The following is a 20192-nucleotide window of genomic DNA, read 5'->3' as shown; positions in this document are numbered from 1 at the left end:
GGTGTTCATGGCACTGTGGACCCACACCGATCCATCTCGAACTCGGTTGTGAAACGCAGTAGCGGCGACGATAGTTGGAGGGTAGCTTCCTGCAAAAATAGCTCGATGCCAGGATAAAACAATCTGAACGCTCAAGCCTTATCCTAACGCTGTTGGGAAAAGCCGAAAAAGCCACCTTTGGGTGGCTTTTTTTGTGCCTATGGTCTGACCTTTTGTGCTCTGGAACTTGTGTTCTGCTCCACGGCCCGGTTGGTGCATCTGCCGTGCTGCGCTCAGGATCGGTGCCCTGCGAGCTGGGACGATAGGGACAGCTTGGAACCGTTTAAACTGAACTTGGTTTTTTCTCTGTAGGCACAACGACGTGGACGCCCCAGAGGCCGATCAGTCCGTTGATCGTGCTGAGACGTTCAGAAGCAGGATGCTCAGACCAAGGGAGTTCCACGCTAACCGTGCTAGTCAGCACATAAATCGATTTGTGCGTCGGTTGTGGTGGTCCTACCGACTCTGGGATCACTTTGACTGTGTAGATCTGAGCGCTGCGTTCGCTTATCACACACTTCAGTCAATCTTCCCAATTCTCTTGATCATACTGGCCCTTGCCAGTTGGATTCTTGGCCGTGATGATGGCTTGACTAGTCAGATTCTGGACTGGACCTCTCAGCTCCTGCCGGAATCGGCCCAGAGGGTTGTGCAATCAACCCTGATTCAGCTCTACAGGCAACGGGGTGGCGCAGGCTTCCTGGGTGTGGCTGTGTTGTTGATCACGGCCAGCAATGCCTATCTGAGCCTGCAACGCGGCACAGACCATCTCTGGTCTCTGCAGTATGTGCGAGAGCCCCGTGACCGGCTTGTTGAGGTGCAACTGCCAGTTGTTCAGAACTTGAGCAGAGCGGTAAGACGCTTTTTGCTGTTGCGGCTGAAGGCATCGCTCTTCCTGGTGGCAGTGGGAACTCTGTTTGTTATGGATCAGCTCACCATCAACCTCCGCCTGATGGGCTTTGAAACCTGGCGGGGATTGACGGCAGCACCGCTGGCCTGGGCCTACCGCTACCTGTTCCCCGTATCAGCACTGGCTGATCTGCTCGCCTCTCTTGTCCTTGCTTCCCTCGTGGCGCTGGGTCTGCTGCAGCTTTTGCCTTCTCGGCGTATCCGATGGCAGTTCCTTTTGCCTGGTTCGGTTCTTATGGGCTTTGCTTATACACTGCTGAACCTGGCCGTCGGACGCAGCATCGTGTCTCTGGGGGCGAGGTTTCAGGCCTATGGACTGATCGGTGGGGTCCTAGTGCTGACCCTTTGGGTGTGGCTGTTGGGCTTGATCTACTACTTCGGTGTCGCCTACAGCGTGGTTTTAGCCACCCCGGGATCCCGGACAGCCGAACGTTTTGACCTTACTCTTGGCTTGATTCAGCCCCTTGCGACTGACGCGGAGCTGCGACGGTCACCCCCATCAGCGACCTTCGGGGATCCGCACCCGCCTGTGCTTGGTGATTCCCCAGGGTTGGACGACGATGATGAGAGCTGAAGTTCCCGTGGTGCTCAAAACAAGCCTGTCCTTGCGCCCTCTGCCTACAGCGCTTTTGCTGGTGTGCGCCGGAGTCGGTGCCTGCGTCGTGGGAACGTTTTTCACTCTGACACTGGTGCCGCTGCTTGTGGCCGCCGGCTTCCTTGCCGCGCTTCTGATCGGTGGTGTGGTCTGTGCCTGGGCTGGGGTGGAGGCGCTAGCCGCCCTTGAGCGTTGGCTGGAGCGCGATTCCCGCTTCCAACGCTGATGAACCGCCAGCTGCCCTGGTTCTGGATCATCCTGGCTGGTGTTCTGCTGGCCGCTCCTACTCCGCTGGGTCGTCTTCTGCTGGACCTGCTGGGAGGACTCACCTTGGCGGTGCTCCTCTTGCCGTTGCTGCTGGCGGGTGCTGGAGCCCTTGCCTTTCAGATCCTCAGGAGGCGTGTGCGCACCTGCACGGTCTGTGGTCTGAGCAGTCTGTCCTCAACCTCCTGCCCCGCCTGCGGCTCACCATTACCCAATGCCAATGCTAAAAGCAGTGCTTCAGATCCCAACTCACCAGCTGAGTCGGTCAGTCAAGCTGGTGCTGAGGACTTGATTGGCGTATTATTTCAGCGGGGCAGTCGATCATCTGATGATCCGCTCAGTGATGGCAACCTGGATGTGAGTGACGTCACTATTGATGTGGAGTCAAGGGATGCGTGATTTCTAGTCACGAGATACGTGATCGGCAAACAATGGTTTGCCGATTGCTTGTCGGCTGATCTCCAGGAGGCGGCGTTCTCTCAGAAACAGAAAGAATGGAGCTGCAAAAGCGAAGGCGATCGTCACACTGCCCAGCAGAACAATCCAGAGACCGCGCATCTTCAGGCGGCGGGCTTCGGTGATGATCCAGATCGTCACCGCAGTCGCACCGATCAACAGATCCCGTGACAATGAGCGAGCCGCAGGATTGGCGTTGGCCAACTCGATGAACTGAGACAGATCGAAAGTCTGGCCGTACTCGCGAATGAACTCCGCATTGGCCAGCCAAGGAAAGATCGCACCGGCCACGGCCAGAGCGAGGTAGATCCATTGCATCCAGGGGGATGGCTGAGTCCATGGGCTCAGCTCAGTGGGGGCCGCGGCCTCCTTGTTCGCTGGCGTCATGGCTGGGGCTCCAGGGAGTTCAGGTCTAGCTCCTCCACCTGCTGTTGCACCTGTTGCAGCACCTGCTCGCAGCGATCGGCATAAGCCACGGCTCGTCTGTACAGACCGGCCATCGCTTCCACCTCCAGCTCCTCCGACTGCAGCGCCGCCAGGGTGAGCTCAAGGGCCGTGCGGCTCTGGGCGAAGGTCAGCTGCTGGGTCTCCTCCCACCAGTCGTTGTCAGCAGGCTTGTTGGAGGGCGTCTGACGCTTGCGGCTGCTCATGGCTCTGCTTGCTCCTGACGGCGCTCGGTGACGCGCGCGTCGGCCGCTCCATCCAACCACTGGACCTGCAGGACCTGTCCCACGTCCACCTGCTCGATTGAGCGCAGCAGTTGGCCGGCTTCGCCGCGCACCAGACAGAAGCCGCGCTTGAGCAGTTGCCTGGGTGAAAGAGCCTCCAGCAGTTGGCGCCGCTGCTGCAGTTCTGCGTTGTGGCGCTGCAACTGCACCTGGGGTTGGAGTTGCAGCAGGCGCTGGCGCTGAGCGCCCAGCCGTTGCTGCTCCCGATCCACTCTCCAGCGCAGGGTCTGGCGCAATTGCTGTTGCCGTTGTCGCAGCTCCTGGCGCAGGGTGCGCTGGTCGGGCAGCAGGGCCACAATCGCCGCCGTGGGCGTGGCGGCCCGGTAATCGGCCACCAGGTCGGCGATTGTGGTGTCGTCTTCGTGCCCCAGACCTGTCACCACCGGCAGCCGCAGGGCCGCCAGGGCCAGGGCCACGGCTTCACTGTCAAACACCGCGAGATCTTCGCGGCTGCCCCCGCCCCGGGCCAGCACCAGGGCTTCGATGCCCAGGCGGCCGGCGGCCTCGCCCACCAGCTGCAGGGCGCGGCAGATGCTGGCCTGAACGGCTCCCTGCACTGGAATCGCCACCACCAGCACCTTGGTGGCTGGCCAGCGTTCGGCTGCGGTGCGCAGCATGTCCGCCAGGGCAGAGCTGGGGTTGCTGGTGAGCAGCGCGATCACCGCGGGGCACTCCGGCAGCGGCTGCTTGCGGGAGGGATCAAACAGACCGCTGCCTTCGAGTTGCTCTCTGACCCGCTCAAACTGGCGCAGGACACTGCTGAGGCTGGGGCGGATGTCGAGGGCCTGGACGCAGAGACTGGCGCGAGCTCCCCAGAAATTGAGCTTGCCGACCACGATCACCCCATCGCCATCGGCAGGGGTGAAACTCAGGCGCGACAGCTGTGAGGCCCAGACCACCGCCGAGATCGAGGCTGTCTCGTCCAGAAGCGTCAACCAGAGGTGCCCCTTTTTCAGCTGGGGCCTCGAGACGGTGGCCTCCAGCAGGAAACGGGGGGCGAAGCCTCGCTCCAGCAGGGTGCCGATCGAGCGGTTCAGGTCGCTGACGCTGTAGCGGGGCAGGGACTGGCCGCTGATGTCTGCCGACAGTTCTGGGGCTCCGCTGGAGGTGACGCGGCTCAATGCTCCAGCCGCCCGTAGCAGTACCCCCAGTAGAGGCTGATAGCCGAGGCCGTTAGGAAGAGCATGCGGCCGATTGGGTGGTCGAAACGAATCAGCCCTGTCGTGGCGATCACCAGGACCGTGCTCAACAGGCGTGAGCCGTCACGCCGATTCTTGACGAAGAACGGAGCCAAAGGCACGAACCGCCGGGGGAATCGATGAGTCTGGCTGACGGCTCAGGCCCTGCGGGCCTTGAGGGCAGCCCTGGTTCGTCCTCTGCAACTGCAGCGGAAGGCTCAATGGTCGTTAAAAACCCCACCGACTCCACCTGACGGAGACGATGGGGGTCTACGAGGCTGGGCCGGGGATGACCGGAGGGGGGCCTTGGCCGCTCAACCCAGACCGATCTGGGAGAGAATGCCCTGGCCGGTGAGCAGTTCGGTGGCCAGGCCGATCACGAAACCGAGCATGGCCAGGCGGCCGTTCCAGGTTTCGGCGAAGTTGACGAAGCCAAAGCGGGGTTGGGTGGAGTCAGACATGGGCGGATCCAGTGGGCCTGATTAATGTAACGAATCTTGGAGTCGACTTGACGCTGGGCTGCGGCCGATTTCCGTGTTCGGATTCCCGGGCTGTCGCTCTGGTGCGCTGCCATGACACCGGCGGCAGCTGGTGCTGGTCACGGATCTCGATGGCACCCTGCTGGAAGGATCCATCGCCAGCCGCCTGCGGCTCTACAGCTGGTTGCGCTCGCGCCGGCAGCGGGTGTTGCACGTGTTCTGCATGGCCGCGACCTGGAATCGGTGGCCCGCTTGCTGAAGCAGGCACTAGGGCTGGGGCTGCCCCCCTCACCTGGTGATCGGTGATGTGGGCTGCACGGTGGCCTACGACTACGAACCGGAGCGCTTCGACCACAGACTGATCCCCCGCCTGGAGGCCGAGGGCGTCGATTGCCTGCACTCGGGCGGCCGCTGCGACGGCATCGTCGAGGGGCTGCACCACTGCGGCTTCGCCCACCTTTTCGAGTGAGCCAGGGCTTCGCCGGGGCTCACTCAGGGCGCTTCGGCTGATTCCTTGCGGCTGCGGGCCTGGGCGCGGCTGGTGCCGGCGGTGGGCAGCGCCTGAGCCGGATCCTCGGGCCAGGGGTGCCTGGGATAGCGGCCCCGCAGCTCCCGGCGCACCTCGGCGTAGCTGCCCCGCCAGAACCCGCCCAGATCCTGGGTGATCTGCACCGGACGTCGGGCCGGGGAGAGCAGGTGCAGGCTCACGGGCAGGTCGCCGTCTAGCACCCTTGGCCCCTCGCTGAGCCCGAACAATTCCTGGAGTTTCACGGCCAGCACAGGCTCGCCACTGCCGTACTCCAGTCGGGCCCTGCGCCCGGTTGGAAGCGTGATCTGGCTGGGGAGCAGCCGCTCCAGCTCCTGGCGATGCTCCCAGGCCAGCCCGCTCCAGAGGCCCTCCATCAGGTCGAGCTGGCGCAGCTCGTCCTGGGAGCGCAGGCCCAGCAGCTGATCCCCGAGCCACTGCTCCAGTTCTTGCTCCAGTGCCGCCTCGCTGCGGTCGGGCCAGGGCTCGCCGCGGCGGGCATGGGCCAGGTTGAGGCGGTGTTGCAGCTCACGGCTGTCACGGCTCCAGGGCAGCACCGCCAGTCCTAGCGAACGCAGGCCGTCCAGCAGCGCCGCCTGCACGGCCGCCGGCGCTGGGTCGTCCCAGGGGCGGCGCTCCAGCACTAGGGCCCCCAGCCGCCGCTCGATCACGGCCCGCACTCGGCGCTCGGCCGGCTCCCAGCTCACCAGCGGCCGTTGCTCCCCCTGCTGGGCCTGCAGCCTCTCCAGGCTTTGGCGCTGCAGGGGCAGGGCCAGGAGGATCCGCCCATCGCTGCCGCTGTCATCCACCGCGGCCACCGCCAGCACGCTCTGGCCCGCCAGTGGATCGTGGGCCGGCAGTTGGGCGCCGCGGCCACTGCGCATCAAAAAGCGACCCTGACCCTCCAGGCGTGCCAGGGCGATCCGCTCGGGATAGGCGCAGCTCAGCAGCACCGCGGCCAGCTCCGCCTCCTGTTCAGTCCCTGCACCAGCGGCGCCTGAGCGGTCCGTTGGCAACCGAGTCGCCTGCAATTGCTGCTGGAGCTGCCGGCAGAGTTGCTTCAGCGGCCCCCGCCGGGGGTCTCGCCCGTGTTGACGCAGCCAGTCGAGACGGGCCATCAGATCGCTGCCCACCCCCAGGCCCGCCAGGGGGTCCCGCTCATTGAGCAGGGTCGCTAGCTCGCAGGCCAGCTGCGGCCTCCCCAGGCGCTGGCCCTCCAGCAGCATGTGAGCCAAGCGCGGATGCAGTCCCAGCTGGGCCATGGCCCGGCCATGGGCGCTGAGCACCCCGTGCGGGTCGATCGCCCCCAGCTGCTTGAGCAACTCCAGTCCCTGGCGCAGGGAGGCCTGCGGCGGTGGATCCAGCCAGGGGAGTGATTCCCCCAGGCCGGCGCCCCAACGGGCGAGCTGCAGCACCAAGGGCAGGGGGTCGGCGTCGAGCAGCTCGGGCGGGTCGTAGGCCGGCCGTCGCTGCTGCTCCGCCGGCGACCACAGCCTGACGCAGTGACCGGGCCCCAGGCGGCCGGCCCGGCCCCGCCGCTGCTCGGCGCTGGCCTGGCTGGCGGGCAGAGTAATGAGCCCGTCCATGCCGGTGCGTGGATCGAAGCGGCTGCGCCGGCTCAGGCCGCTGTCGACCACCAGGCGAACGCCCTCGATGGTGAGCGAGCTCTCAGCGATGGCGGTGGTGAGCACCACCTTGCCTCCGGGGTGGCGGCTGGCGGCGATGGCGCGGCCCTGGGCCTCCAGCGACAGGCCTCCGTGCAGGCTATGGAGTTCCGCCCGCTGGCCCCAACCGGTGGCTTCGATCGCCCGCAGCGCCTGCTGGATCTCCCGCTGGCCGGGCAGGAACACCAGGGCCGTTCCGGCTTCCCCCTCATCCTCCTGCAGCCAGTGAGCTTCGAGGGCTCGCACCACCTGGGCCCTCAGGGGCTCCCGCTCCCGCGCCGGTTGATGGTGCAGCTGCACCGGATGACTGCGCCCCTCGCTGCAGAGCACCACCGCTTCGGGCAGTTGCTGGCTGAGGGGTTGCAGGTTGAGGGTGGCCGACATCACCAGCAGCCGCAGCTGGGGGTTCAGCAGGGGGCGGGCTTCGCGCAACAGGGCCAGGGCGAGATCGGCGTCGCTGCGGCGCTCGTGAAACTCATCGAAGATCACCGCCACCACGCCCTCCAGGGCGGGATCGTCCTGGAGGCGGCGCAGGAACAATCCGTCGGTGAGCAGCTCCAGGCGCGTGGACCTGGAGACGCGCTGCTCCAGCCTGACGCGATAGCCCACCCTGGCGCCCACCGGCTCGCCCAAGGCTTCAGCCAGGCGGGTGGCTGCGGCTTTGGCCGCCAGCCGCCGGGGCTCGAGCATCAGGATCGTGCCCAGCTCGCCGTTGGCGCTGCAGAGGTGCTGCAGCAGGGCCAGGGGAACGCGGGTGGTTTTGCCGGCCCCGGGCGGGGCCTGAAGAAGAAGGGTGCCGCCGGAGGGAAGGTGTTGCAGGATCTCCGGCAATAGCGGATCGATCGGCAACGCTTCCCCGTGGCGGCTGCAGGGGAAGCCCATGGGGTTAAGCGGGGGGATGGGACCCCGCAGGCGTAGGCATCGGCAGCGGGACTTGGCCCCCTTATCCGATCAGCCGCAGGACAAGGGCCAGCAGGGCGGTGCTGAGCAATCCCAGGGAGGCCAGCAAGCGCACCAGTGGCCCGACGGACAGGCCCAGAGAGGACATGAAGAAAATCGGAAGATGTGGATGCCGCAGTTTTAACGCCGCTCAATGGGGTGAGCGGTGTTGATGGCCACGTTTCGTCGCCACACGTTGGAATGACCACAGGACCGATGCGCCGTCCGACCCTTCAACTGTCGCCTGGGTTCAGCGCACGTGACGAGCCCCATCCACCGGGTGGTAGGCCTCCCCGGTGGTTTCTTCGTAGACGATCGCCGGCAGGCCTGTTTCGAACATGGTCTGCAGGGCCTCCTTGAGATAGGGGTTCCAGCCGCCGGTGCTCACCTTGCCGTGGCGCACGGTCCAGTCCCAGGTGCCCTGCAGGTCGCGGGGAATGCGGCCTTCCCGGTCGCGGCGGGCCACCAGATCCTGGGATTCCACTAGTCCCACCAGGATGGGGTCTTTGCCGTAGGCAGGGGTGAGGCTCAACTCCAGTCGAATCGGATCATCCTTGATCAGATGAAGGCGGAAGCGAGGCGGCAGCTTCAAGCCACGCAGCACTGCCGCCACGATGCGGGTTTTTTGATCCAATTCTCGGCCTCCGCCAGAACTCGGGTTCGCCCACCGGTTGTACCAGCCGGGAGGCACGCACCAAGATATGCAGAAGCCGGATCAGTCGTGCTGGGCCGATTGCCTGGGGGAGTCGTTGTCGCCACCAAAGCGAACCGTGAGCAGATCCTCTGAGGTGATCTGCCCATCGGCGTCGAGCAACTCGGGGTGGATGGTGAGCCTGCCCGTGCGATCTCCCCTCGGATCTGGATCGCTGAGTGAACTGGGAGCAGCTGGGGCGGATGTCCCTGGATCGCCGGGGCGAGGAACGGCTGAAAACCCCTTGGCCATCACCTTGAAGGCCTGATACAGCAGCAGCAGCATGCAGGCGCCGTAGAGGATCGGGAAGATCTGAGACAAGAACGGTGTCATCGGCACCTCAACGGTGCGGGAGTGATCCCGCTCAGGCCCCCATCATTGCCTGGATGAGGCTGCCTGGCCCAGCTTCCAGGCCCAAAGGCTGCTGCAAGCTGCACCAAAAGAAAGAAAAATCAGGAGGACAGTGCTGGTATCCATGGTCCGTTTACAAATCTTCGTTAACTCTAGGTGGCTTCGGGACCATTTGTGCGTGGCTCCATGCCGCACTTCGTCACACCTTGGCGGGTGACCGGCCTTACCTGCAGCCAGCCACTGCCGTTACGGTCCAAAAACCCGTGTGCTCCGCTGACGTGATGATGATCCCTTCCCTCTGGCAGCGGTCCCTGCGCCCTGTGCTTCCCCTGGCCCTGCTGCTGGGATCTCCGCTGCTGCCAGTCGTGCCCCAGGCGGCCCTGGCCAGGCCCGCAGCGGCAGCGTCCCTCTCCCGCCAGTCGTTTGTGGCCGATGCGGTGCGGCGCTCAGGCCCTGCCGTGGTCACGATCGACACCGAGCGCATAGTTGTTGCCCCGGGCAGTGGCGGACTGCCACCGGGAATGATGCTGGACCCCTTCTTCCGGCGCTTCTTTCCCCAGGCCCAGCAGCCGAGTCAGCGCACCGAGCGGGGCCAGGGCAGCGGCGTGATCTTTCAGGCCGATGGGCTGATCCTCACCAATGCCCATGTGGTCGAGAAGACCGACCGGGTCTTCGTGGGGCTCAAGGATGGCCGGCGCACGGAAGGCAAGGTGATCGGCCTCGACAACGTCACTGATCTGGCCCTGGTGCGGCTGATGGAGCCTGGTCCCTGGCCGGTGGCCCCCCTGGGCAATTCCGATGCTCTGCAGGTGGGTGACTGGGCCATCGCTGTGGGCAACCCCTACGGGCTCGACAACACCGTGACCATGGGCATCATCAGCAACCTCAACCGCAACGTCGCCAAGCTGGGCATCACCGACAAGCGGCTGGATCTGATCCAGACCGATGCGGCGATCAATCCGGGCAATTCCGGCGGGCCCCTGCTCAATGCCGATGGAGAAGTGGTGGGCATCAACACGCTGGTGCGCTCCGGTCCCGGGGCGGGACTGGGCTTCGCCATCCCGATAAACCGGGCTCGGGAGATCGCCAAGCAATTGCTGGCCACGGGCCGCGTCAGCCACCCGATGATCGGTGTGGGGCTCGACAATCTCCCACCTGAGCTGAAGGGCAGCCTGAGCGGCGGGGCACTGGTGCGTTCGGTGATGCCCGGTGGACCTGCCTCCAGGGCCGGTCTGCGCAGCGGCGATGTGATCGTGGCGGCGGCTGGCAAGCCGGTGGCCGGTCCGTCTGAGATGGTGGAGGCCGTGGAGGCCAACGGTGTGGGCCGGCCGATGGCCCTCAGGGTGCTCCGGGCCGGGACCCAGGTGCAACTGGAGGTGGTGCCCACGGGCATGCAGAGCGGGGCTGGCCGGGGCCGCTGAGCGCTGAGGTGATGGGAGCACCATGGCGACCATGGGCTCCCCTGAGGACATGACTCAAGGCAGTCCTCGGTTCAGAGGACATCCATCAAGCCGTTGACGTTCGGCTGGGAGGAGCTGTCACGGGAAGGACCAGTGGCGGCTTTGGCGAGGCCACCGAACTGGCTGGGGGTTCCCAGCTGTTGGCGCATGACCCATTCCGTGGCTGCTTTCTGGCTGTGCCAGGCCTGCAGCAGCTGCTTGGCCAGACCACGCAGCGACTGGGTGTCTCCAGTGGAATCGATAATGCGTGTCATGCGCTCCAGCTCAAACTTTTGGCCGAGGCTGAGGGCGAGCGGTTCGGACATTCGAGGCATCGCGACGGGGCAGTGAAGCCACGCCAATGCTACGAAGTGTTTCGAGTGCTCGCGTAGCGACAGGTACAGAGTTACCGATTTTTTGTCAGGGTCTGCCCATGGCGGGATTGCTCAGTGGTGCTCCCGGAGCTGCTCCACGCAATGGGTGATGCACTCGCCGTCGTCGAGGGAGCAGGTGGTGATGCACTCGAAGTAGCTCTCCACCGAATCACCGTTGTCGTCGTGGCTGAGGCTGGTGCCTGTGGCCACCACCGCCATGCCCGCAACAGTCTGGGGAGTGCCTGCGCCGCGTTGGCTGGACAGGGGTTGGCCGAAGGAATGGGTCATGAACCGGACTTGAGAATGAGGATATGGTCAGGATATGCAGACCATTTCGGCAGGTCCAGACAAATGAGTCTTCTTGCCTACGGAAGGATGAAGTTGTCTGTGCTTGCTTGAGAGAATCTGTTGATCCGCGTCCCCAAGGCCCTGCGGGTCATTCGGATTCAGCTGCCGCCGCGGGCGCGGCGCGACTGGCTTTTGTCTTTCTGCTTCTGGCGGTTGGCCACCTGACGGGCCTGCTGCTGCTGCTCCTGCTGGGCAAGCAGCGCCGCTTCGGCCTCCTCGGCTTTCTTCTCCAGGTAATAGGCGTAGTCGCCCTGGTAGAGCACCAGGTCGCCGTCGCGGAGTTCCACGATGCGGTTGGCCACCTGGGAGATGAAAAAGCGGTCGTGGGAGACGATCAGCGCGGCTCCGTCGTAGTCCTTCAGGGCCGACTCCAGCATCTGCTTGGCGGGAATGTCCAGGTGGTTGGTGGGCTCGTCGAGCACCAGCAGGTTGCAGGGAGTGAGCAGCATCAGCGCCAGGGCCAGGCGGGCCTTCTCGCCGCCGCTGAGCTGGCCCACCGCTTTGAACACGTCGTCGTTGCTGAAGCCGAAGTTGCCCAGCAGCGAGCGCACCTGGGTCTGAGTCCAGTCGGGCACGGCCTCGAACAGGGTGTCGACGACGCTGCGCTCGAGATTGAGGGCTTCGGCCTGGTTCTGCTCGAAGTAGCCCGCCACGACGTTGTGCTCCCCCAGGCCGGCCTGGCCCGCGTCAGCGGCCTCCAGCCCCATCACCAACCGCAGCAGGGTGGATTTGCCGGCCCCGTTCGGGCCGACGAAGGCGATGCGATCCCCCCGCTCCACCTCCAGATGGGCGCCAAGAAAGAGGATTTTGTCGCCGTAGCTGTGGGTGAGGTCGTCGATCAGGGCCACCTGGCGGCCGGAACGCGGAGCGGGAGGGAACTGAAAGCGGGGGCCTGAGAGTCCCTCCAGCGGGGCCTCGATCCTCTCCACTTTCTCCAGCAGCTTCTCGCGGCTCTTGGCCTGGGTGCTGCGGGTGGCGCTGGCCCGGAAGCGGTCGATGTAGGCCTGCTGGCTGGCGAGATCCTTCTGCTGGCGCTCGAAGGCGGCCTGGCTGGCCTCCCGCTCCAGGGCCTTCTGCTCCAGATGCTGGCTGTAGTTGCCCAGGTAGGTGCGCGAGACGCCCCGCTCCGTTTCAACGATCAGGTTGCAAACCCGATCGAGGAAAGCGCGGTCGTGGCTGACCACCACCATCGGTACCTCCTGCTGCAGCAGATACCCTTCCAGCCACTGGATGGTTTCCACATCCAGGTGGTTGGTGGGCTCATCGAGCAGCAGCAGATCCGGATCCTGCAGCAGGATCTTGCCCAGGGCGATGCGCATCTGCCAGCCGCCTGAATAGGCCCCCACCGGTTCTTCGGCCCCCTCTGGGGTGAAGCCCAGGGTGGGCAGCAGTTTGTCGATGCGGGCATCAAGCTCATAGCCGTGCAGCGCTTCGAAGCGGCTGTGCAGCCGCCCCAGTTCATGGATCAGCTCATCGAGGTGGTGGGGGTCGGTGGCCGCCTGATCGCTGGCCATCTCATGCTCCACCCGGTGCTGGCGAATCAGCACCTCGGCCGCCTCGCCGAAGGCCTGGAACAGCTCCTCGCGCACGCTGCGCTCCAGATCCACATCGAATTCCTGGCGCAAATAGACGATGCGGGGATTGCCCTGGCGCACCACCTGGCCCGTACTCGGTTCCTCCAGGCCGGCGATCAGCCGCAACTGGGTGGACTTACCGGCCCCATTGACCCCCACCAGGCCCACCCGGTCCCCGGTCTTGACCTCCCAGGTGACATCCCGCAGCACCTCGCCGGTGGGATAGATCTTCGAGACACGTTCCAGACGGAGCACGGTTTGGGCGGATCGGCGGTGAAACGTCATCATCCCCGCTGGCCCCGTTCAGCTGCGGGGCAGACTGCAGGCCGTCCTTCGCCAGCGCCCGTGATGGTGAAACGTCTGGAGCAGGTGGCGGCGCTGGTGGTGGCGGCCGGACTGGCGATCGTGAGCTACTGGCTGTTCTTCAGCTGGGCCCAGGGGGGGCGGGAGCTGCGTCAACCCCCGCCCCCCCTGGGCCAGGGCCAGTCGAATCAGGCCGAACCATCCGCCGCCACCCAGCGGCAGGGCTTGCGCTGAGTGCAGCCAGAGAGGCCTCTTCTGAATCAGAGCCAGAGGGCCGAGAAAGGCCTGAGCAGGGCTCCTGCCTGGATCAGAGACCGCCGCGGGCCTTGATCAGCCACTGCTTGCTGTCGAGATCGTCGAGGGAGGCCAGGTGCTCTCGAATTGAGGCCTCGGTGACCGGGAGGTTGAAGTCGACTCCCATGGCGATGATCCGTCCGATCGTGCCCTTGGGGTCCTGCAGCGCTTGGCGGAACAAGGATTGGGTCAGGGCCTCATCGGAGCGGATCCGCTCGTAGAGCGCGGCGGCATTGGCCGCGGCGGCCGGTTCGGGCGGGTGCTCGGTCATGGGGGCAGGTCTGGCGGGTGCAGCCGGAGCTCTCTGATGGGCACCCTATGGCCGCTCACCAGCTGGGTCCAGCATTTGTTGGCTGTTGTTTTGGGCGGGCTCACCACGACCGGTGCCGGCTCAGGCAGCTGGCATAGCCCCAGAGATGACTGAGCAGGTTCAAGGGGATGTAGAAGAACGGCCTGAGGCTCAGCTCAATCAGGGAGCCCAGCACCGAAACTTCCCCACGATCGAAGGCCCTGCGGTAGACCTCCAGCGACAGGCCCGTGAGCAGCAGCCCCACCAGGGCGGAGATCAGGGCCAGCAGGCCAAGGCCCCCCAGCCCTCCGGCGGGTGGGTGCGCCAGCAGGGCCAGACCGGCCAGAAACCAGGCCAGGGGGTAGAGGAAACTGGCCACGGTGAAGGTGTTGTGGCTGAGGTAAAGGAGCCCCAGCACGCCGTAGCGGCGGTTTCCCACCATGCTTCGGTAACGGATCAGTGTTTCCAGGAACCCTCCGGCCCAGCGACGGCGTTGGCGCAGGAACACCCCCATGTGGCCCGGGGCTTCGGTGCGCACGGCCAGCGACGGCTCGACCCTGACCCGGCAGGGCTCGCCGCGGTCGCGACGGTGGCGCTGCAGCCGGTGGAGGATTTCGTAGTCCTCGACCCAGCTGGAGGGATCGAAGCCGCCGATATCGAGCAGGGTCTGGCGCCGGAAGGCCGAGCAGGCCCCGGAGATGATCAAGGTGGCGTCTATCTGGCTCCAGGCCAGGCGCCAGAGGTGGTTACGGGCGTATTCGTAGCGCTGGAAGCTGGCGAACAGGCGCCCCTGAAGGCTGGGGGGGCAGTGGGGCAACAGAGTGCCGCTCACCGCATCGAGGCCCGGCTCCAGGGCGAACCGGTGCTCCAGGGCGGCGAGGGCGCCGGGTAGCAGTTCGGTGTCGGCATCGAGGATCAGCACCACCTCGGCGTAGCTGACGGCAACGGCCTGGTTGATCGAGTCCCCTTTGCCCCCGTGCTCCTTGGCCAGCAGCCCCAGCCTGGGATGGCTCCGGGATCGGCGTAGCCGTCCCTCGCCCTCGAAGCCATAGCCCTTGGCCAGTCGCACCAGGGTGTCATCGCTGGAGCCGTCATCGCAGACGATCACCTGCTCGGGCTGGGGAACCTGGGCCAGCACGCTCTCCAGGGTGGCTCCCAGGGTGGCCGCCTCGTTCCAGGCCGGAATGATCACGGCAATCGTCGGGGCCCCAGGCAGCCGTTGATCCGTTGGGGCCATGGCCGTGCCCATCGCCGGGGCTTTCGCCGCAACGGCCGCCCCTGAGATCCGCAGCCGCCGCAGGCCGCTGTGGGCCAGCAGCAGGATTCCTGCGGCCTGGAGGCTGTCGTAGAGCGCCACCAGTAGCGACAGGGCCAGGAACAGATCGAGCCTGCGCAGCAGGCCTGCCGCCAAGATCCCAGCTGGAATCAGCCAGGAAAGGGAGAGCAAGGTCAGAAAGAAGGCCGCCGGCCTGCCGACAGAGATGGGTCCACGTCCTGGTCTTGGCATGCTGCCGCTGAACCCAGAACCGGGAGAGGAGTCAGGCTAGAAGAACCTTCAGGCGGCCTGGGACGGCTCGACGGAGTCGCCGGATTCAGTGCCGAAGGAAGCGCTCTCCAGGCTGCGGGCCTCCAGGCAGAGCAGCTGACGCAACTGGGCGTAGTTGGCGGCTAGGGGCTGGCGGCCCTCCTGCAGGGCGTTGAACTCGGCACGCTGCAGCACGTGATGGAGATGGGTGAGCAGGTAGGTGCTGATCACCGCTGAAACTTCCACGTCGCTGGAGCTGGCCCCGCTGGAACCGGATCCCCCTGGGGAGGCCTGACGCTCCTTGCTGCGTCGGGGCTTCGGGGGCTGTCCCGCCGCCGATTGGACCGCGCTGTTTGGCATGGCTCGTGCTCGGAGCGCCTTGATCTTAGTGCCGGATACTATCCGTTGGCATCTCTGTACACTGGTGTGTAACCCGTGGGATCTGTTCCGCTGTGGCCACTCGCCAGACCTCCACGAGCGGCCGCCCCAAGTCCCCGCGCATTCAGGTGGTGCTTCCCGAAGAGCTCTGTGATCGCCTCACAGCGGCTGCTGAGGCCGAGTCGCGCACGGTGAGCAACATGGCCAAGGTGCTGATCCAGCGCGGCCTCGACAGCCTGGAGCAGGCCGAGGCCCAGCTGCCCCCCCCCGTGATGGGCCGGCACACCAGCGTTGGCGCCAGGCCCACCGAGCGCTTCCGTGAAGTGCTGGAACAGCAGGAGCGCCGAGGGTCCCCCCGACTGCGGGGGTTGCCGCGGCGCCTGCGCCTGCCCCGCTCCAGCGGCTGAGGTGCTCCCCTCGGGCTCAGAGGGTGGGATCAGCCCTGACCCCCATCACCGCCGCCAGGCGAGCTCCGGTCACCGAGGGCAGACAGCCGGCATGGCCATGGTGCTGCCACCAGGCGAAGAGGGCAAAGCCCAGGGCCTCGCGGGCGGCCTCGTCGAGGCCCAGCTCCGCTAGCGGCCGCACCCACAGCCCCCGGCAGCGTCGCCTGAGCTGATCCATCAGCATCCCGTTGCGGGCTCCGCCCCCGGCCACCACCAACTCCAGTGGCCGCGGCCCATGGCGCAGATCGGCCGCCACCACCGCCGCAGTGAGGGCCGTGAGGGTGGCCATGGCATCGGCGGGCTCCAGGGGGGCTCCAGCGGCGGCCGCCCGCTGCTCCAGCTGCTGCAGGCGCCGCTCCAGATCCGGCAGGCCGAAATCTTCCCGGCCGGTGGATTTAGGCGGCGGCAGCTGGAAGAAGGGCTCCCGCAGCCACCCCTGGATCAGGTCCTCCTGCACCACGCCCCGGCTGGCCCAGGCGCCGCCCTCGTCGTAGCTGAGGCGGCCCTGGCTGAAGCGGCTCACGGCCAGGTCGATCAGGCTGTTGGCCGGGCCGCAGTCCCAGCCACGCACCGGTCGATGGCGTTCCGGACCCCGGGCCGGTGGCAGCAGGCTGAGGTTGGCGATTCCCCCCAGATTGAGCACGGCGCGCCAACCGTCGATCGGCTCCAGCAGGGCCGCATCGGCCGCGGGCACCAGCGGAGCCCCCTGCCCCCCCACGGCCAGATCGTGGGCGCGCAGATCGAACACCACCGGCCGCTCCAGTAGCTGCGCGAGCAGTGGCCCCTGCAGCAGCTGCCAGCTGGCGCCGCGTCGACCCCCCTGGGGGGGGCGGTGCCAGATGGTCTGGCCGTGGCAGCCCACCAGCTCAGCGCGGCCGCCTGGATCGCAGTGTCGGGCGCACTCGGCCTGGGCTTCGCTCACGGCTTCGGCCAGATCCAGCAGCACCGATGCCGCCAGGGGCTCCCCCTGCCCCACAGCGATCAGTCGGGCGCGCAGATCGCTGGGATAAGGAGTGAAGCAGTGGTTGAGCATCCGCCAGCGGGGATGCGCCAGCGGGGGCTGGAAGCTGGCCAGCACCGCATCCACCCCATCGGCGCTGGTGCCGCTCATCAGCCCGAGCACCAACTGGTGCCGCCCCGGGAGTCTCACAGCTGGGGCAGGCCTTTGAGCGCCTGAACGGTTCCCATCACCACCTGCAGATCCCCTTCGCTGAGCACATGGGAGGCCGGGGGGTTCATCGAGAGGCGGTTCTCCGGGCCGGCGGCCAGAACGCTCACCTCATAGTTCTTGCGCAGGTTCAGATCGCGCAGGGAGCGGCCGATGAAGGCCTGGGGCACCTTGATCTGCTCGATGCTGTTGCGGTCGTCGAGCCTGAGCCGCTCCAGCAGGTTGGGGCGCTCCAGCTGACGGGCCAGCTGCTCCCCCTGCATGAGTGAGGGGAAGACCACCTTGTCGGCCCCGACCCAGCGCATCATCTTCTCGTGCAGGTCACTGGTGGCCCGGGCGATCATCTGTTTCACCCGGCTGCCCTCACTGTCCTTGACGATCAAGGTGGCGGCGATCGGTTCGCTGATGCCCACCACAACCGTGGTGAGATCGAGCACGCCCGCTTCCCGCAGGGCCTCCTCATCGGTGCAATCGAGGGCGCGAGCCTCGATGGCTGGATCCACCTGACGCAGGACGTCGATGGCGTGTTGATCCCTGTCGATTGCCAGCACTTCGGCGCCGCAGTGCACCAGTTCCTTGCAGACGGCGGTGTCGAAACGCCCCACCCCGATCACCGCGAAGCTTCCCGGTGCAGCCGTTCCGGCTCCCTGCCAGCGCCACCAGTTGGTCATCGAGGCTCATCCGTGTGCGGCGCCATTCTGTGACCAGCGCCCACCGGATGCCGCTCGACCCAGATCCTGGCTGGGGTCGGGCAAAAAAAATCCCGCCTCAGGCGGGAGTGAAGGGGGCAGGGCCGCAGCAGCCGGGCCGATCAGGCCGGCTGGAGGCTCACTTGTTCGGCTGGGGGGTCATGCGCAGGTAGGGCTTGATCTCGGTCACGCCCTTGGGGAATTTGACGCGGGCGTCCTCGGTGGCGATCGAGGGCACCACCACGCAGTCTTCCCCGTCTGTCCAGTTCACCGGGGTGGCCACCTGGTGGTGGTCGGTGAGCTGGAGGGAATCGATCACCCGCAGGATTTCCGTGAAATTGCGGCCGGTGCTGGCGGGATAGGTGATCTGCAGGCGCAGCTTCTTGCTGGGATCGATGATGAAGACCGAGCGCACCGTCAGGTTGTTGAGGGCCTTCGGGTGGATCATCCCGTAGAGGTCGCTGACCGTCTTGTCGGAATCGGCCAGGATCGGGTAATCAACGACCGTGCACTGGGTTTCGTTGATGTCGGAGATCCAGCCCTTGTGGCTTTCGGCCGAATCCACGCTCAGGGCGATCGTTTTGACGTTGCGCTTCTCCCACTCGGGGCGCAGGCGTGAGACCTCGCCCAGCTCGGTGGTGCAGACCGGGGTGTAGTCGGCGGGGTGGGAGAAGAGCACGACCCAGCTCTCGCCGGCGAAGTCGTAGAGGTTGATCGGACCCAGCTGAGATTCCTGGGTGAAATCGGGCACGGTGTCGCCGAGTTGCAGCGTCATGGAAAAAAGGTGTGTGGGGGGGGAGGAAGAGGGTCGTGGCGGGCAGGGACGCCCTTCCGCATCCCAGGCACCGGCCAGGTTAGGCAACGAAGGGGCTAGATCCCGAACTGCCTGCAGACCAGCAAGGGCACCAGAAGCGTCATCACCACGGTGAGGGGAAATCCGTAGCGGGCCACATCGAGGAAGCGATAGCGGCCTGGACCGAACACCATCAGGTTGGTCTGGTAGCCCACCGGGCTGAGGAAGCTCTGGCTGGCGCCGAACAGCACCGTGAAGATGAAGGCCATCGGCGGCATGCCGAGGCCGATGGCGACTTTGGCCGCAATTGGAATCACCATTGCCACTGTGGCCGCGTTGCTCATCACCTCCGTCAGCAGGGTGGTGAAGAGGAACACCCCGGCGAGGGCCCAGAAGATCGGCCAATGCTGCAGGCCGATCAGCAGGGACTTGGCCATGGCTTCGGCCAGACCGGTCTTCTCCAGCGCAACACTGAAGCTGCCCAGCGATCCGAGCAGAAGGATCACATCCAACCGGATCGAGCGCAACAGTTCCCCCGTGCGGAGGCAACCGGTGGCCACCATCGCCACGGTGCCCAGCAGCACCGCCGCCACCAGGGGCAACACCTTCAAGGCGGGCAACACGATCACCAGGACGGCGATGACCATGGCGATGCCCTTGCGACTCACGGTGGGCAGATCGTCTTCGATCTGCTCGAGAACCACCAGGTCATTGTTGGCCTGAAGGCCGCGGATGGCATCCTGGGGTCCTTGCAGCAGCAGCACGTCGCCCTCCCTGAGGGTTGCCCTGCCAAGCCGCTCGCGCAATACCTGATTGCCGCGGCGCAGGGCCAGAACGGTGGTGTTGTAACGCTGGCGAAAGCGCAGATCGCGCAGGCTTTCCCCGGCCAGGGTTGAGCCGGCGGGCAGGAGCACCTCGACCATACGCAGATTGGCCAAGGCCTGGGAGGCTAATTCGGCCTCTTCGGATTCAGGAACAGGAGCAAGAACGATGGTGTGTTCCTGCTGCAGCCTGAGCAGGTCGTCCCGGGTGCAACGCAGAACCAGGCGATCCCCCTGCAGCAAGCTGCGGTCGGCCAGCGGTGGGGTGAAGCGCTCCTCATTGCGGTGGATTTCGAGCACGTCGACGTCGAAACGCCGTTGCAGGCGCGTGCCATGCAGGGATTTCCCCACCAGCTCCGAGCGCGCCGGGATCATCACTTCGGTGAGGTAACCACTGCCGCTGAAGCTGCGGGCCAGGTCGCGATCGTCGCTGCCGCGATCAGGAAGGAAACGGTCGGAGAGCAGCACCATCACCAGGCTCCCCACCAGCCAAACCCCGATCCCGATCGGGGTGAAGCTGAACAGATCGAAGGTGCCGTAACCCAGCTTGTTGCTGACCTCGCTGGCCAGCAGGTTCACCGAACTACCGATCAGCGTCATCGTGCCGCCCAGCACGGTGGCGAACGACAGCGGCAGCAGCACCTTCGAGGGGGAGATTCCTCGCCGGCGACACCAGCCCTCGACCACGGGCAGCAGCGAGGCCACGATTGGGGTGTTGGGCACAAAGGCGGAGACCGGTGCCACCAGGGTGGTGAGCAGCACGATCATGCGCTTTGGCGTTCGTACCGCATCGGAGCCGATCAGTCCCCTGAGTCGATCGAGGCCGCCAGAGCGAAACAGACCGGCCGAGAGGGCGAACAGACCCAGCACGGTGAGCAGAGCCGGACTGCCCAAGCCCACAAAGGCGTAGGCCGGCTGGGGGACACCAGTGG

Annotated in this window: 26 protein-coding genes and 1 rRNA gene; 9 read left to right on the top strand and 18 right to left on the bottom strand. The window is 65.8% G+C overall.

Annotation, left to right across the window (positions count from 1 at the left end; genetic code table 11):
- The 4 genes from rrf to KBY67_RS13140 all read left to right on the top strand — a co-directional run.
- Positions 1-114 (top strand): 5S ribosomal RNA (rrf, locus tag KBY67_RS13155); the annotation flags it as partial.
- Positions 115-418: 304 nt separating this feature from the next.
- Positions 419-1522 carry a YihY/virulence factor BrkB family protein gene (locus tag KBY67_RS13150; protein ID WP_255111522.1) on the top strand — a complete coding sequence of 368 codons (1104 nt, stop codon included), beginning with the start codon at positions 419-421 and terminating at the stop codon, positions 1520-1522.
- 115 nt (positions 1523-1637) lie between these two features.
- Positions 1638-1769: a hypothetical protein gene (locus KBY67_RS13145; RefSeq protein WP_255111519.1), complete on the top strand. Its 132-nt coding sequence runs from the start codon at positions 1638-1640 to the stop codon at positions 1767-1769.
- Positions 1769-2206, top strand: coding sequence for a hypothetical protein (locus KBY67_RS13140; protein WP_255111518.1), 438 nt, complete (start codon positions 1769-1771; stop codon positions 2204-2206). Before KBY67_RS13145 ends, KBY67_RS13140 begins: the two co-directional genes overlap by 1 nt.
- 3 nt (positions 2207-2209) lie before the next feature.
- On the opposite strand, the gene KBY67_RS13135 is transcribed toward KBY67_RS13140, so the two are convergent.
- The 5 genes from KBY67_RS13135 to KBY67_RS13115 form a co-directional block, all read right to left on the bottom strand.
- Positions 2210-2581 (bottom strand): DUF2834 domain-containing protein, encoded by a 372-nt coding sequence (locus KBY67_RS13135; RefSeq protein WP_255111517.1) that lies wholly within the window; start codon positions 2579-2581, stop codon positions 2210-2212.
- Between the two features lie 65 nt (positions 2582-2646).
- Positions 2647-2913, bottom strand: coding sequence for an exodeoxyribonuclease VII small subunit (gene xseB / locus KBY67_RS13130; RefSeq protein WP_255111516.1), 267 nt, complete (start codon positions 2911-2913; stop codon positions 2647-2649).
- Positions 2910-4112 (bottom strand): exodeoxyribonuclease VII large subunit, encoded by a 1203-nt coding sequence (gene xseA / locus KBY67_RS13125; protein WP_255111515.1) that lies wholly within the window; start codon positions 4110-4112, stop codon positions 2910-2912. Before xseA ends, xseB begins: the two co-directional genes overlap by 4 nt.
- Positions 4109-4240: a hypothetical protein gene (locus KBY67_RS13120; RefSeq protein ID WP_255111524.1), complete on the bottom strand. Its 132-nt coding sequence runs from the start codon at positions 4238-4240 to the stop codon at positions 4109-4111. Before KBY67_RS13120 ends, xseA begins: the two co-directional genes overlap by 4 nt.
- Positions 4241-4483: 243 nt before the next feature.
- Positions 4484-4630 (bottom strand): chlorophyll a/b-binding protein, encoded by a 147-nt coding sequence (locus KBY67_RS13115; RefSeq protein ID WP_255111514.1) that lies wholly within the window; start codon positions 4628-4630, stop codon positions 4484-4486.
- Between the two features lie 130 nt (positions 4631-4760).
- Here KBY67_RS13115 and KBY67_RS13110 point away from each other — a divergent pair, with 130 nt between their 5' ends.
- Both KBY67_RS13110 and KBY67_RS13105 read left to right on the top strand, forming a co-directional pair.
- Entirely contained in the window at positions 4761-4907 is a 147-nt protein-coding gene (locus tag KBY67_RS13110; RefSeq protein ID WP_255111513.1) for an HAD family hydrolase, read from the top strand.
- A gap of 36 nt (positions 4908-4943) precedes the next feature.
- Positions 4944-5117 (top strand): hypothetical protein, encoded by a 174-nt coding sequence (locus tag KBY67_RS13105; protein ID WP_255111511.1) that lies wholly within the window; start codon positions 4944-4946, stop codon positions 5115-5117.
- A gap of 23 nt (positions 5118-5140) precedes the next feature.
- Here KBY67_RS13105 and hrpB read toward each other — a convergent pair whose 3' ends face one another.
- The 3 genes from hrpB to KBY67_RS13090 all read right to left on the bottom strand — a co-directional run bounded on the left by hrpB (position 5141) and on the right by KBY67_RS13090 (position 8801).
- Positions 5141-7720 (bottom strand): ATP-dependent helicase HrpB, encoded by a 2580-nt coding sequence (gene hrpB, locus KBY67_RS13100; protein ID WP_255111510.1) that lies wholly within the window; start codon positions 7718-7720, stop codon positions 5141-5143.
- A 307-nt stretch (positions 7721-8027) separates the two neighbouring features.
- Positions 8028-8411, bottom strand: coding sequence for a hypothetical protein (locus tag KBY67_RS13095; protein ID WP_037979909.1), 384 nt, complete (start codon positions 8409-8411; stop codon positions 8028-8030).
- A gap of 81 nt (positions 8412-8492) precedes the next feature.
- Positions 8493-8801: a DUF2973 domain-containing protein gene (locus KBY67_RS13090; protein ID WP_255111509.1), complete on the bottom strand. Its 309-nt coding sequence runs from the start codon at positions 8799-8801 to the stop codon at positions 8493-8495.
- A 302-nt stretch (positions 8802-9103) separates the two neighbouring features.
- Between KBY67_RS13090 and KBY67_RS13085 the strand changes: the two genes are divergently transcribed.
- Positions 9104-10240 carry a trypsin-like peptidase domain-containing protein gene (locus KBY67_RS13085; protein ID WP_399214470.1) on the top strand — a complete coding sequence of 379 codons (1137 nt, stop codon included), beginning with the start codon at positions 9104-9106 and terminating at the stop codon, positions 10238-10240.
- Positions 10241-10311: 71 nt separating this feature from the next.
- Here KBY67_RS13085 and KBY67_RS13080 read toward each other — a convergent pair whose 3' ends face one another.
- The 3 genes from KBY67_RS13080 to KBY67_RS13070 form a co-directional block, all read right to left on the bottom strand.
- Complete coding sequence (locus KBY67_RS13080; RefSeq protein WP_255111507.1) at positions 10312-10584, bottom strand: hypothetical protein; 273 nt, start codon at positions 10582-10584, stop codon at positions 10312-10314.
- Between the two features lie 120 nt (positions 10585-10704).
- Positions 10705-10920, bottom strand: a complete 216-nt coding sequence (locus tag KBY67_RS13075; protein ID WP_255111523.1) for a hypothetical protein — start codon at positions 10918-10920, stop codon at positions 10705-10707.
- Between the two features lie 158 nt (positions 10921-11078).
- Positions 11079-12809 carry an ABC-F family ATP-binding cassette domain-containing protein gene (locus KBY67_RS13070; protein ID WP_255111506.1) on the bottom strand — a complete coding sequence of 577 codons (1731 nt, stop codon included), beginning with the start codon at positions 12807-12809 and terminating at the stop codon, positions 11079-11081.
- Positions 12810-12905: 96 nt separating this feature from the next.
- Between KBY67_RS13070 and KBY67_RS13065 the strand changes: the two genes are divergently transcribed.
- Positions 12906-13091, top strand: a complete 186-nt coding sequence (locus tag KBY67_RS13065) for a hypothetical protein (RefSeq protein WP_255111521.1) — start codon at positions 12906-12908, stop codon at positions 13089-13091.
- A 73-nt stretch (positions 13092-13164) separates the two neighbouring features.
- Here the strand turns inward: KBY67_RS13065 and KBY67_RS13060 are convergent, their stop codons facing one another.
- The 3 genes from KBY67_RS13060 to KBY67_RS13050 all read right to left on the bottom strand — a co-directional run bounded on the left by KBY67_RS13060 (position 13165) and on the right by KBY67_RS13050 (position 15325).
- Complete coding sequence (locus tag KBY67_RS13060) at positions 13165-13422, bottom strand: hypothetical protein (protein ID WP_255111505.1); 258 nt, start codon at positions 13420-13422, stop codon at positions 13165-13167.
- 100 nt (positions 13423-13522) lie between these two features.
- Positions 13523-14887 carry a glycosyltransferase family 2 protein gene (locus tag KBY67_RS13055; protein ID WP_255111504.1) on the bottom strand — a complete coding sequence of 455 codons (1365 nt, stop codon included), beginning with the start codon at positions 14885-14887 and terminating at the stop codon, positions 13523-13525.
- A gap of 108 nt (positions 14888-14995) precedes the next feature.
- The gene (locus tag KBY67_RS13050) at positions 14996-15325 is read right to left on the bottom strand and encodes a hypothetical protein (RefSeq protein WP_255111503.1); all 330 of its coding nucleotides are present in this window, start codon (positions 15323-15325) and stop codon (positions 14996-14998) included.
- 92 nt (positions 15326-15417) lie between these two features.
- Here KBY67_RS13050 and KBY67_RS13045 point away from each other — a divergent pair, with 92 nt between their 5' ends.
- Complete coding sequence (locus tag KBY67_RS13045; protein WP_255111502.1) at positions 15418-15750, top strand: ribbon-helix-helix domain-containing protein; 333 nt, start codon at positions 15418-15420, stop codon at positions 15748-15750.
- 16 nt (positions 15751-15766) lie between these two features.
- On the opposite strand, the gene KBY67_RS13040 is transcribed toward KBY67_RS13045, so the two are convergent.
- From KBY67_RS13040 to KBY67_RS13025, 4 genes are all read right to left on the bottom strand, one after another.
- The gene (locus KBY67_RS13040; protein ID WP_399214466.1) at positions 15767-16939 is read right to left on the bottom strand and encodes an anhydro-N-acetylmuramic acid kinase; all 1173 of its coding nucleotides are present in this window, start codon (positions 16937-16939) and stop codon (positions 15767-15769) included.
- Positions 16936-17628 carry a TrkA family potassium uptake protein gene (locus KBY67_RS13035; protein ID WP_255111501.1) on the bottom strand — a complete coding sequence of 231 codons (693 nt, stop codon included), beginning with the start codon at positions 17626-17628 and terminating at the stop codon, positions 16936-16938. The genes KBY67_RS13040 and KBY67_RS13035 overlap by 4 nt, the downstream gene beginning before the upstream one ends.
- Before the next feature lie 157 nt (positions 17629-17785).
- Positions 17786-18421, bottom strand: a complete 636-nt coding sequence (locus KBY67_RS13030; protein WP_255111500.1) for a peroxiredoxin — start codon at positions 18419-18421, stop codon at positions 17786-17788.
- Positions 18422-18516: 95 nt separating this feature from the next.
- On the bottom strand, positions 18517-20192 hold a 1676-nt coding region (locus KBY67_RS13025), incomplete at its 5' end, for an SLC13 family permease (protein ID WP_255111499.1).

The sequence above is a fragment of the Synechococcus sp. RedBA-s genome (genome assembly GCF_024345495.1).
Lineage (GTDB): Bacteria > Cyanobacteriota > Cyanobacteriia > PCC-6307 > Cyanobiaceae > Regnicoccus_A.
This window is presented reverse-complemented; position numbering and strand designations above follow the sequence as displayed.